The sequence below is a fragment of the Enterovibrio nigricans DSM 22720 genome, assembly GCF_900167155.1.
Classification (GTDB): domain Bacteria; phylum Pseudomonadota; class Gammaproteobacteria; order Enterobacterales; family Vibrionaceae; genus Enterovibrio; species Enterovibrio nigricans.
This window is the reverse complement of record NZ_FUXU01000098.1, coordinates 1-11776: the sequence shown is the minus strand read 5'-3', so window position 1 is coordinate 11776 and position 11776 is coordinate 1. Positions and strand designations below refer to the sequence as shown.

At 46.4% G+C, this 11776-nt stretch carries 11 protein-coding genes; 8 read left to right on the top strand and 3 right to left on the bottom strand.

Features of this window, described 5'->3' with window-relative positions; genetic code table 11:
• Positions 1–65 precede the first annotated feature (65 nt).
• The 3 genes from B5D35_RS20605 to focA all read left to right on the top strand — a co-directional run bounded on the left by B5D35_RS20605 (position 66) and on the right by focA (position 3746).
• Positions 66–668 (top strand): BBE domain-containing protein, encoded by a 603-nt coding sequence (locus B5D35_RS20605; protein ID WP_078754370.1) that lies wholly within the window; start codon positions 66–68, stop codon positions 666–668.
• 409 nt (positions 669–1077) lie between these two features.
• The gene (locus B5D35_RS20600) at positions 1078–2628 is read left to right on the top strand and encodes a methyl-accepting chemotaxis protein (RefSeq protein ID WP_078754371.1); all 1551 of its coding nucleotides are present in this window, start codon (positions 1078–1080) and stop codon (positions 2626–2628) included.
• A 275-nt stretch (positions 2629–2903) separates the two neighbouring features.
• Positions 2904–3746 carry a formate transporter FocA gene (gene focA, locus B5D35_RS20595; protein ID WP_078754369.1) on the top strand — a complete coding sequence of 281 codons (843 nt, stop codon included), beginning with the start codon at positions 2904–2906 and terminating at the stop codon, positions 3744–3746.
• Between the two features lie 360 nt (positions 3747–4106).
• Here the strand turns inward: focA and B5D35_RS20590 are convergent, their stop codons facing one another.
• Both B5D35_RS20590 and B5D35_RS20585 read right to left on the bottom strand, forming a co-directional pair.
• Positions 4107–5222 carry an FAD-binding oxidoreductase gene (locus B5D35_RS20590; RefSeq protein WP_078754368.1) on the bottom strand — a complete coding sequence of 372 codons (1116 nt, stop codon included), beginning with the start codon at positions 5220–5222 and terminating at the stop codon, positions 4107–4109.
• Positions 5223–5269: 47 nt separating this feature from the next.
• Positions 5270–6526: an aromatic ring-hydroxylating oxygenase subunit alpha gene (locus tag B5D35_RS20585; protein ID WP_078754367.1), complete on the bottom strand. Its 1257-nt coding sequence runs from the start codon at positions 6524–6526 to the stop codon at positions 5270–5272.
• Positions 6527–6800: 274 nt separating this feature from the next.
• Between B5D35_RS20585 and B5D35_RS20580 the strand changes: the two genes are divergently transcribed.
• Together B5D35_RS20580 and B5D35_RS25040 are read left to right on the top strand one after the other, a co-directional pair.
• Entirely contained in the window at positions 6801–7496 is a 696-nt protein-coding gene (locus tag B5D35_RS20580; RefSeq protein WP_244556682.1) for a hypothetical protein, read from the top strand.
• A gap of 7 nt (positions 7497–7503) precedes the next feature.
• On the top strand, positions 7504–7761 hold the full coding sequence (locus B5D35_RS25040; protein WP_244556681.1) for a hypothetical protein: 258 nt from the start codon (positions 7504–7506) through the stop codon (positions 7759–7761).
• Positions 7762–7818: 57 nt separating this feature from the next.
• Here B5D35_RS25040 and B5D35_RS20575 read toward each other — a convergent pair whose 3' ends face one another.
• Positions 7819–9024: a pyridoxal-phosphate-dependent aminotransferase family protein gene (locus B5D35_RS20575; RefSeq protein WP_078754366.1), complete on the bottom strand. Its 1206-nt coding sequence runs from the start codon at positions 9022–9024 to the stop codon at positions 7819–7821.
• Between the two features lie 254 nt (positions 9025–9278).
• Here B5D35_RS20575 and B5D35_RS20570 point away from each other — a divergent pair, with 254 nt between their 5' ends.
• From B5D35_RS20570 to B5D35_RS20560, 3 genes are all read left to right on the top strand, one after another.
• Positions 9279–9596, top strand: a complete 318-nt coding sequence (locus B5D35_RS20570; RefSeq protein ID WP_078754365.1) for a hypothetical protein — start codon at positions 9279–9281, stop codon at positions 9594–9596.
• Between the two features lie 173 nt (positions 9597–9769).
• Positions 9770–10612, top strand: coding sequence for a LysR family transcriptional regulator (locus tag B5D35_RS20565; protein ID WP_078754364.1), 843 nt, complete (start codon positions 9770–9772; stop codon positions 10610–10612).
• A gap of 298 nt (positions 10613–10910) precedes the next feature.
• Positions 10911–11747 carry a HAMP domain-containing protein gene (locus B5D35_RS20560; RefSeq protein ID WP_078754363.1) on the top strand — a complete coding sequence of 279 codons (837 nt, stop codon included), beginning with the start codon at positions 10911–10913 and terminating at the stop codon, positions 11745–11747.
• Positions 11748–11776: the final 29 nt, after the last annotated feature.

Genomic DNA, 11776 nt, shown 5'->3' with positions numbered 1-11776 from the left:
CTTACAGGACTGGGTATGCCTGAAACTCAGTATATTGCTTAAGAACCGAACAACTTTAGGCTGCCATGTCTTCCAACCGAATTAAGCAACAAAGCCATTCTAACACTGCAATTGCTGCTCGTGCTTCGCAATTGAAACTCCAATATCAAACTTATTGGCTGGATAATATTGAGTCACAGGCATCAGAACGAGAAACGTTCTTCGTGGAATGGATAAATTCGGCCTATAAGGAAATTTATAAAGAATCTGGTGGTGTTCCAGAATGGGGTACAAGTTATGAAGGATGTTACTTTAACTACCCTGACCGAGCTTTAGGTATTAATACGGGCCACGATCTTCTTCCGGGGGAAGTGGCGGGAAGTAATCCTGGTATCACGGCAGCCCAAAATTTGTATTTTAGCGAGAGCTATGTAGCAAGGTTACAAGCCATAAAGAACAAATATGATCCCAATAACTACTTTATTCATGCGCAATCATTTGTTGCGCAGCCAAGCTTCGGTCTTCACGGCGATAAGACACTCGCAGCGATAGTCGAAAAAATGGTCGAAGACAGTGATATTAACCCTGTGGTATCAATGTTATTAGGTTCATTGATTATCAAGTCCTTCAATGGAGATAACTCGAAAGAGCTAGAACATGAATTGATTTCCTTACTACTAAGGAAATAATAAAAGGATTGAAAGAAGACGTTTAAGTACAAGCAGCTTGCCCCGCAAGCTGCTTATCTCTTGAGTCAAAAATTCGCATTCTGTTAGCTCTTCTCTTCCCCCGCGCATCTCGCGCTCTAACGCTGTGATGGCTTTAAAAGTCGGCCCTTTGGCGTTCACCTTTCCAATGCCGCTCCTGTTGCGTAATTGTAAGAAGTCAGGCTACTTGCGGCCTCTGTGGCAATAAACGCGAAAACGTTATATAGCGTACGGTTATAGTGACTAAAAAGTTATTAAATCAAATGGATACAGATAAGATACAATGAACGCTAAAATCATAGGGCTGTAAGGATATTCTGTGCTTCGTAGTTTGAGTGTGAGCAAAAAGCTGTATCTGGGGTTTGGTGGAATTCTGGGATTGTTTGTGGCGATGGTCGCATTCGTCACTTATGAACTGTATGTACTGCAAAAAATCAGCATGGATATTCAAAACGATGATGTTCCTGAAGCGGTTGCTTTTCTCGTTATGGTTGACGAAGCCGGGGATGTTTATCGTGATGCTATGGGGGCGGTGACCGGTGTTGAAGGCGCATTGTCAGATTTGTCGTCCAACCGCAGAGAGTTTGAGGCGGTATTGGCGGATGCTAAATCGATGGAATCGCCAGATTCGGAGGGTTACCAAAGCCTGCTTGCAATAGAAGCGCACATGAAGAACTTTATCTCGGCATTTAATGCGGACATCAAAACCAAAATCGGTTCTGATTATAGCAGGCAAGCCTTGGTGAAAGACCTTCGTGTTTTGTATATGAATGACCTACAACCTATTGAAGATATACTTGACGTGGTCTCTGCTGCTGAACAAGAAGAGATGCATGCTGGTCTCACCGGACTGGTTGAAACCCTTCGTTCTATAAAAATGCTGGCTGTAAGTGTTTCTCTCGCTGCTATCGCATTGGCCTCCCTGATTGCCTATGTCCTTTCTTCGTCTATTACGACTAGACTGACCCGTTTGGATGAAGCAGCGCAAAAGATTGCCAACGGTGAACTTTCCAGCGAAGAGATTGTTGATGATTCGAATGATGAACTGGCCAGTTTGTCTTATTCAGTGAATACCATGCAACGTGCTTTGGTGGAGCTAATTGGCTCCATCTCCCAAGTGACGGAGGATGTGCATTCTTCGGCGAAAGCGTTGGCGGAAATCGGTAAAGACGTGGTATCTGGAGCCTCTGTTCAAGCAGAGAAGGCGACATTGATTGCGACGGCATCTGAAGAGTTAAGCCTCACTATCTCGGAAGTTGCGCGCCAAGGTACATCGACTTACGACGAAGCTAAGCGTGCAGAAGATTCAGCCCGTGAGGGTCGCCTTGTGATTGGCGAGATGGTCAACAGTATCGAGCAGGTATCGGTGCAAATGCAGGATATGTCTTCTGCTGTTCAGCAACTGGGCCACCACAGTGAAGAAGTTGGGCAAGTGATTAAGGTTATTCAAAGCATTGCGGAACAAACGAACTTGCTAGCATTGAACGCGGCGATTGAGGCTGCACGTGCGGGGGAGTTTGGTCGCGGTTTTGCGGTCGTTGCGGATGAAGTTCGCGCTCTGGCGGAACGTACCACTAAAGCGACGCAGGAAGTGGCCAAGATCATTCAGGCGATTCAGGACGGCACCCGAGATACCGTTAACAGAACAGAAGAAAACTGTCAGTTGGTTGAAGTGGGCGTTATGCAAAGCGAAAACGCAATTAAAGCGCTGGAAAACATCGTGCGTGGTTCGGAATCGTTGCAAGGTATGGTGAGTTCTATCGCTACTGCGGCTGAAGAGCAAACAGCAGTGACGCGCGAGATAGCGACGGACATTACTGCAATCAGTGATATTTCAGCGCAATCTTTGTCACGTGCAGAACAAAGTGCGCAGCGAATTGCAGCCCTCGATACCAAAGTGGTCGAGCTGAATACATTGATTCGTAAATTTAGAGTGATGTAAGCAATTCGCCATTGGGAAGCCGCTGATCGAAGGCGGCTTCCTTTACACCTCTAACTGTCTCAATGTTTTACACTCCGATGCTCCAACTTTGCCAATGCCTCGCGATATGATTTTTCCTCTCTACTTGCAAGCGTTTGATTGAATTTATGACATGAAATCTTAGTTTGACGTACCGCACACTTTTTGGGTGAAATTGGTCAAAATTAGCCCTTGAAAAAGTCTGGAAAAGGAGAGATTATCCGCGCCCTCCAGTTCTTTAATAGTGCAAATGCCCCATGAATTTTACGCAGTTCGATTCGCTGCCACCGCCACAGATCGCGGAGCGTGCAGCTGAGATTGGTGTTGCGAAAGCCACCAAAGATCCACACAAATCCTTCTTGCTGGCTATCTCTGCCGGTATCCATATTGGTATCGCATTTATTTTCTATACCACGGTCACCACAGGTGCGGGTGATATGGCATGGGGTATGGCGCGTTTTGTGGGTGGCATGGCATTCAGTTTGGGTCTCATTCTTGTCATTATCACGGGCGGCGAGCTATTCACCAGTTCAGTACTGACATTGGTTGCGCGAGCAAACGGCAAAATTTCTTGGAAAGCACTGTTTAAAAACTGGGCTGTGGTTTATAGCGGTAATTTAGTTGGCGCTGTGTTGCTGGTTATTTGTATGCTGGTCGCTCAGCAATACATGTTTGGCAAAGGGCAAGTAGGCATCAATGCTATGAACATTGCTCAACACAAACTGCATCATGGCTTTTTTCAGGCAGTGGCTCTCGGCATTATGTGTAATGTGCTCGTTTGTATCGCAGTATGGATGTCATACAGTGGCCGCACGCTGACCGATAAAATTTTGGTGATGATTTTACCTGTTGCGATGTTTGTCTCTTCCGGTTTCGAGCACTGTATTGCGAATATGTTCCAAGTCCCTATGGCCATTGGTATCAAGTATTTTGCGCCAGAATCATTCTGGGCGATGACAGGTGCAAATATCGCTGACTATGCTGACCTGACGTTTACCCATTTCATTGTGAATAATTTAGTGCCAGTGACACTAGGTAATATCATTGGTGGCGGCCTGTTTGTCGGCATGTGGTATTGGATGATTTATCTGCGCGACTGATATGCTCATCAACGCGTTGAATGAGAAAGGCCTGCGGTTATCCGCGGGCCTTTTTTGCATTAAACCAAATTAAGACGACGAATCATCATCACTTTTTTTCATTTGGCATTCAGGTGCCTCGGATCCTTCGGTGCATTTTTTATCTACTTCAGTGGATAATGTCGCGCCTGAGAAAAGTATGGCGATAGCGAAAAGTAGTGATTGAACCATATTCATTGCAAAGTCTCCTTTCCTGTGGAATGTCGATTCGAAAAGTTGCTGCAGCGAATACACTGTGGTTCATTTTCACAATGCCAATGTTAGGCTTTGGTAAGCGCATTGTTAGGGCTAAGCTCTGTCTAATTTTTTAAACATGAAGTGTCAGGTTTCTATCGAAACGTCATCGATAGGTTTACTGCAACAGCTTAAAATATACCCCTCGTCGATCTCTTCCTCACTGATCCCGCCGTTATGCTCCATGTTCACGTTTCCAGACAACAGTTTAACTTTGCACGATCCGCAAATTCCCATCCCGCACGCTTTCGGAACATGAATGCCCAGTTTTGTACTGGCTGTGTGAACAGTTTCCGTTTCCAATACGGTGACAGACATGCCTTCTTCGATGAATTCTACGCAAAAGCCAGGTTGTGGCAGTTCATCCGCAATTTGCGCTAACTCTGCGGACTCTTCAGCTTCTTCAATGGCATCGGGTGGTGTTTCGCCAAAGCTTTCTTCGTGATAGCGGGACATGTCGAACCCTATGTCCGAGAGCATCTGTCGTACCGCTTTCATGTAAGGCTCTGGCCCGCAACAGTAGATCTCGCGCTGTAAAACGTCTGGCGCAATTAACGTCAGCAACTGTTGTGTAAGAAAACCCTGATAGCCATGCCAGCTCTCTACGATGTCATAACGCTCACAGATAATGGACAAATCAAAGTTATCGATGCGAGAGCTCATCAGTTCGAGCTCTTTGAGGAAAATGATGTCTTTGGGCGTTTGTGCACTGTGAATGAATTTCATATCGACGGTACTGTTGGTGTCATACCACCAACGCGTCATCGACATCACGGGTGTGATGCCAACACAGCCGGAAAGAAAAAGGGCTTTTTCAGTCGGGTGGTCCATGCAATTGAAGTTGCCAATCGGTCCATGCACGGCAAGTTCATCGTCGACACGAAGGTTATCGTGAAGCCAGTTAGAGACCAATCCGTGTTTCTGTCGTTTTACCGTGATGGAAAAACTGTAAGGCACTGATGGTGACGATGACATGGTATAGCTACGCATCACCTGTTCGCCGCCAATATTCAGCTCAAGAGTGACAAATTGTCCCGGCTTGAAAAAAAACATGATGGGCGTTTGGCTCATAAAGCAGAAGGTTTTTACATCATGCGTCTCCTGAATGACTTTGACACAGCGAACGATGTGACGCCCGTTTACCCAAGTTTGAGTATTAACGGGGTTTAAGCTGTTATCTGCAATGATGTCAGGCTCATTCATTCGCGTTTCCTCTGCGGTTTATTCTCTCGTTATCTATTGTGTTTCTGTCAGTTATTGAGGTTGGCCTCAAGGCGCTCGCAGTACCAATTGACGAAGTTGATCACGCCAAATTCATAGGTTTTGGAGTAAGGGCCTGGGCGATAACCGATTGAGTTCACGCCTAATTGGTTGTTTTCAGACAGAGTGCGATCTTGCGCATTGGTGGCATCCCACACTTGGCGTAGGTTGTCGGGGTCGTAATCTACGCCCTCTTTCGCGTCTTTATGTACAAGCCAACGAGTGATGACTTTGGTTTCTTGTGGGCTGACAGGCAGTATTTGAAAGGCGATTAGATTGTCGCCCATGCCGTGATTCCATGAATTTGGGAGGTGTAAAATCCGCAACGCGCCTAAATCGGGAGACGTCACCCGACCGAGTAACTTTTTGCTGGCAACCTGTCCATCCATTGTCATCGAATAGGTGCCTTCTTTTAACGGTGTACGGACAATGCGGTTTCGGTTGTTGTAGCGCATCTGGTATTTAAACGGGATATCGAGTTCTGTCCAGAAGGCTTGCATTTTTTCGACCAAGGCGATGAATTCTGGCGTTGCGCGTGGGTCGTTGTTGTCATCCCATTCCAACAAGGAGTTCAGTAACTCAGGATGGGAGTTCTCGCAGTGGTAACACTCACGGTTGTTTTCGACCACCAATTTCCAGTTTGCTTTTTCTATTATTTCGCTTCGAACGGCAACTTTGGCATTGTCGAGATCGTAAGGCTCCAGGTAAAACGCCAAATCATTCAGAAAGTCATCAATGGGAGGTGGGGTGTCTGCAAGACAAATGAAAATGTATCCGCCTGCAGCACGACAATGGACGGTAGACAATGAGAACCCCGATTTGTCGAAATCGTCCCCCATGTCACTGCCAGCAAAAACGAGCGAGCCATCAAGATCGTATGCCCACTGGTGATAGGGGCAGACGAGTTTTGGCATTTTTCCGCGGGAAGTGAGACAAATTTTTGAACCACGATGACGACAAGTATTGTGGAAAGCACGCAATTCATTTTTGTTGTCACGAACAACAATGACGGAATTTCGGCCGATATCGACAGTGATAAAACTCCCTTTTTTGGGAAGTTCGCAGGTCATGCCCGCAAAAATCCATTCCTTCGCGAATATCTCTTCCATATCGAGTTGGAATATCGCTTCGCTGTTGTAAAAAGGCTGCTCAAGCGTGTAATCGGAAATTCGTCGTTTGAGCATGGTTTTCACGTGCTCATGTTGGGAAGCTTCAGTGTCGACATTCCTAATTGGCAACTGATCCATTGTGATTCCTTTCGCCTTCGAACAGGGGAGAGCCTAAATCTGACTGAGTTGGACTCGTTTACGTGTATACGGGGAATATTGACGTGGTTTATAGGGGATTATTTATGTAATTACGACTTACTAATTGTCGTTTTACGACCCCGAAGCACTGTTGATAATGCCAGTGAAGAACCCGTGTGCCTGAAGGTTGCCATCGTCGGGTGGAAATGAGCGCAACGGACAATTTTAAGCTACTCTTTTAGCAACTATTTCTCTGATTTTAGAAAGGTAACGCTTGGAAGCACTCAAGCCTGTAAACGGACATGTCGAAAAGACCCACTGGCATGCAGACCTTATTGGTTCTGGTATGTTTTGGTGCGATTTGCTCGTTGATGAGAGATTCTCGGCAGAGTTGGGTATTTTGAGCCAATACATTGTGGATTATCGCGCGAACCTCAAAAATGAGATGACCCATAGGCTTGAAGATAATTTGCTGTTTCTGTTCTGCCACAGAGAAAAAGTGCGCTTCGATATTTACAAGCGTCCGAGTTATAACTTTTTCACTAAGAAGACCAAGTTTCATTTTGTCGTCGGTAAGGAACGGCGAAAGGTGTCGGCCAGCGTCAATTTGAAGTCGTATTTCTTTGAGGATATGGCGAACCCCAAAATCCTATATGACTCAAAATTTGTGACCTTAGTGAAAAACGAAAAGGACAACATGACGCTGTCTGTTCATGATTTTTTGTCTGAGGTTGGTATTGAACTTGGCTTAGAAAGCGAAGTAGTGGGGATGGGCACGAGCTCTTCACCGTATTACGGTGATATGGCGTTTCACTTGGACTGTTTTCAGCGTGAAACCGAGCGCTATGCCGGAGCGGATGCGGATCTTATTGTCTTCATGAATGAGTATCAGGTTTCAAAACAGGATGCCCTGTCGAATGCAACAGAGGACGATAGCGAAAATTCGCCCCCCCCCTCTCTCCGATACTGAACTTCTCATGCTCTCTCGTTGTTTTTGTTTGTATTTTCTCGGGGAGAACATTACGCATTCTATGCCGGTGAAAAATGCAGTCACGAATTTAGGGCGCTTTATGTATCGCAGCGAGATCGCGCGGATCGAGGTGGATCATGCCTATGATGCGGATGGGGAATATATTCGTCTTGGTGGCCCGGAAGTTGACGCTTCTGCCAGTCATGCGTTTGCGGTGTTGTGGGAGAATGAGCGAGTCAGCGTTGACCGTAGCGAAATCTACTAAAGGGAATAATCGGGCAACGCGGTGGTGCCCGTATATTACGGTATGAAAACTGTTACGTTACGAAAACTGTGGCTCGAAATCTTGCAGCGCTTTTTCCAGCATGGCCACGCCTTGCGGCAGATTCGCGTGTCCACCCAGCGCCTGAATGGTTGAGCCCAATGCATGGAGGGTGCGGAAAATGTTGTGGACCCGGCATTGCTCACCCATTTGTCCGATACGAATAATATCCAGACCGAATGAGCCAGAGATTTCAACTTTGTATTGCTGTGAAATGTGGGAGAGGATGGCTTTTTGTGCCAACCCTTTTGGAACATGGATCCCGACAACAGAGTTGAGACAAGAAGCCCCGTGTGTGAAAAGTGAAAGTCCCAGCCCTTCGATGCCCGCTTGCAAGGCTTTAGAGCATTTTAAATGTCGGTCAAAGCGGGCTTCAAGCGTTTCCTCACAGACCAACCTCAATGCTTCATGAATCGCCATTATGCCGGACACTGGCGCGGTGTAATGATACGAACTTTGGTACCAAAATTTATCCGCCAGCTTGGCATCTAAACACCAGTGTTTAAGTGTGTCTTTGCGTTCTTCAATTTTGGTCCAAGCTGCTTCAGAAAATGCGACAAGTGAAACGCCGGGGATACAACTCAGTCCTTTTTGCCCGCCAGTGATCACCGCATCAACACCCCAGTAGTCCATGTTAAGTGGCATGGTGCTAAGCGTACAAACAGCGTCAACGATGACTAAGCATCCTGCTTCTTTGGCGAGACGACAAATCTCGGGAAGGGCGGTGTTGCACACCGTATTAGAGGTTTCTCCTTGAACGATAGTCAGCACTTGTGGCTGATAGTCATTGAGTGCTTTTTTGACCGCTTCCGGGGAGGCTGATTGGCCTTCTTCAAGGGGCAGTCTCTCGACATTTCCACCGACGCGTTCCGCCATTTCCGCCAATCGACCGCTAAAGAAACCGTTTGTTACAGACAGCACGGTATCGTCAGGAATAACGAGATTTGCAATCGCCATTTCCATGGCGGCTGATCCTGGCCCTGCAACACCAAGTATGTGTGTTGAATTGGTTTGGAAGACATAGCGAGACATCGCCTTCACTTGCTCAATGATACGAGACATTGTGTCACCTAGGTGGTTGATCACGATGCCATTGGCGGCGGCAACTTTGGCTGGAATAGGTACGGGGCCGGCCCCCATCATGAGCAATGGCTCATCGGGTAAGATGGTATCTAATGATTCAACGATAGGGGCTGAAATGCGCACGTATAATCTCCTATAAACCAAAAACTTCCGCTGTTTTTAAGCCACAATGAAGGACTGACTAGCCATAGTAGAACACCCCTTTTAGCATTGCCATGCGCGGCTTCGCCAATGTGATGTGTCCCCCGCTCAAACTGAGAACGTCGCTTACCCAAAGCGTGATTAGGAAAGTGAAGTGATTCTCGTTGTTAGAACAGATAGCTAAACAAGTTGCACATAGACTGTCAAAAAAGCCTATGCAGTATTGAGGAGGCGATATGGCGCTGATGTGGGGAGATGCCTTGATAGGTGTCGCTTGGGGTGTATGGTTAGCACTGTATTTGGATCGGATTTATCTCAAGCAGTTCACGTTAATTAAGCTAGGCGTGTTCGTACTTTGGGGGCAAAGCTTCAAAGCCAACAATAGGATGGCGTTTGTGCTAAACCTGCTATTGCTCTCTACATTTTTACTGGGGGCGTCTGCGGCGATTGGCTCTGTCGTTTCAGCATGGATGGAATTTATTGCAGGATGGTGTGTTGGCCATGCTTGTTACCTACTTTTCTTCTCTTCTTCTAAGCAATCTGTTCCCGACTAACTGGAAGAGTAAGCCAGATTTTGGCGTAAACCAATGCGTCAGTGGCTCAAGATTTCTTCAATTGACTGTCTAGCTGAGCGGCAAAGTCGTTGTTTTCGCATTTTACACCTTGACCAGAGCAAGGTTTTACCCCATAACGCCAGTTGATGTTTTTATATTAATTTAATGCTGATATGGATACCGATTTACTACGTACTTTTTTGGAAGTGAACAAAACGCGTCACTTTGGTAAAGCGGCGACCAATTTATACCTTACACAGTCTGCGGTAAGCTTCCGTATCCGTCAGCTTGAAATAAAACTGGGCACCCCTGTCTTTACGCGTAAGCGCGGCGATTTACGCCTTACCGCTGCCGGTGAGCGATTTGTGCCCTACGCGGAAACCATCTTACAAACGTGGGGGCGCGCGCGCCAAGATGTCGCCCTAACTGGCTCGTATCAGCAGCAGTTAACCGTGGGTGCTGCGTCTGTTATTTGGGAGATGGAAAGCTGTAACGAATGGCTTGAACAGGTTCAAGCAGTGAAGCCGGATTGGGCATTGCGAACCGAGTCATTGAGCCGCCAACAGATCTCAAATACCTTGCTTGAGAAAATTGTCGATGTTGTGCTGACGAGTGAGCCGCCTAAATTGGCGGACATGCAGCAAATGCGTTTGACGAGTTTCGAATTAGTGTTGGTATCTAACATGCCAGACCAAGATATGGACTCCATCGCCGAATTGCCGTTGGTGTACTTGGACTGGGGTACCCGCTTTGGCGTTGAGCATGGCCGTATTCCTGCACTTCAACGCACACCAGTGTTACATAGCCATGGTTGTCAGGCCGCCTTGCGATTTCTATTGAATCGAGGTGGCGTCGGTTTCTTACCTTCGACAGTCGCGCAACCGTGGATTGAAGCCGGTCAACTTCACTGTGTGAAAGACAGCCCTGCAATGGCGAATGAGCTGTATATGGTTTGGCTTTCTACCAATGATAAACATGAAGATATTGAAGATCTGGTAGGAAGTTTGTCGGAATAATATGTCAGGCAAACAATCGGATATTAAAGGGTGCTGATAGGGCGCCCTTTTTTTTTATTTTTTCTAAAACGTCAATGTGAACATTTGGCGAAGGGGAATTACCCCAGAGAGCATGAAGGCCATGTTTATCAAGTAGTTACTTGAGACTATTTTTTGACAAGAGTGACGGTTAATTGGCGGTCAATAAAAGTAGGCATGTTGCATAGTTTTATTTCGAAAAGGAGGTTGTTTTTTTGATCTAAGTCTCATAATGTGCGCGATTTTAGACCTATTTAACCGTGCAAGGCTCCTTTCATAAATGTCATTAAAAAATATTTCCATTCGATATCAAATATTGATTCCCATCGCTATGTTGGTTGTCGCAACTTTCTCGGTACTATTTTTTGCGAAATACGAGGTGGAGTCTGCCATTGAATCTGTGAGTAACACTGCTCGACAAGCTGCTGCAGATAAAGACAAGGTTACCAAGCTGGCTGATCTTGCTTGGGCGATGCGTGTCGAAGCTATTTACGGTATTTACGACGAGCAACGTGCGAAAGAAATGGACGCAAACGTGGCGAAACTGAGCCGTGAAGCGATGACGATCACGCGTGAGTTGTCACAAACGGTTGCGTTACGTGATCTGGCTTCGCGCATTGAAACCAGTGTCAGTGAATATTCTCGTTATACTCAGCGTCAAGCGAAGCCCACAATTTTATCTTATTTTAATCAAGAGCTTGAAGAAGTCCGATACAACGCGATGGTGAGTGAATATCGCGCCAAGGGTGCAGATATGATGGAAGACATCAATGCACTCTCATTGTTTATAAATCCGTTGGTAGAAAAGGACCTTAAGGCGTCTGACGTTGAAGCTGATCAGATGATCATGACGGCAGGGGTAGCCATGTCAGGCGCCATGATCGTCGCAATGCTCTTCGGCTGGTGGATGTCTGGCGTGATAGTGAAGCCATTGCTAGAACTGCAAGATGTGATGCGTAAGTTGGCCGGTGGTGATTTGAATGTCAAAGCATCAGATGAAGGGACGAATGAGCTGTCACGTCTTGGCCGAGATGCGAATCAAACCATTGGTCAGCTAAGAAGTACTGTTGGTACCTGGCTTTGTTGCTTAATTCGGTTGGAAGACATGGCAGCCTAAAGTTGTTCGGTTCTTAAGCAATATACTGA

Coding starts and splice junctions, on each gene's coding strand:
- B5D35_RS20565 (WP_078754364.1), top strand. CDS start 9,770: ATGGATACCGATTTACTACGTACTTTTTTGGAAGTGAACAAAACGCGT.
- B5D35_RS20570 (WP_078754365.1), top strand. CDS start 9,279: ATGGCGCTGATGTGGGGAGATGCCTTGATAGGTGTCGCTTGGGGTGTA.
- focA (WP_078754369.1), top strand. CDS start 2,904: ATGAATTTTACGCAGTTCGATTCGCTGCCACCGCCACAGATCGCGGAG.
- B5D35_RS20560 (WP_078754363.1), top strand. CDS start 10,911: ATGTCATTAAAAAATATTTCCATTCGATATCAAATATTGATTCCCATC.
- B5D35_RS20605 (WP_078754370.1), top strand. CDS start 66: ATGTCTTCCAACCGAATTAAGCAACAAAGCCATTCTAACACTGCAATT.
- B5D35_RS20590 (WP_078754368.1), bottom strand. CDS start 5,222: ATGAATGAGCCTGACATCATTGCAGATAACAGCTTAAACCCCGTTAAT.
- B5D35_RS20585 (WP_078754367.1), bottom strand. CDS start 6,526: ATGGATCAGTTGCCAATTAGGAATGTCGACACTGAAGCTTCCCAACAT.
- B5D35_RS20600 (WP_078754371.1), top strand. CDS start 1,078: ATGGTCGCATTCGTCACTTATGAACTGTATGTACTGCAAAAAATCAGC.
- B5D35_RS25040 (WP_244556681.1), top strand. CDS start 7,504: ATGCTCTCTCGTTGTTTTTGTTTGTATTTTCTCGGGGAGAACATTACG.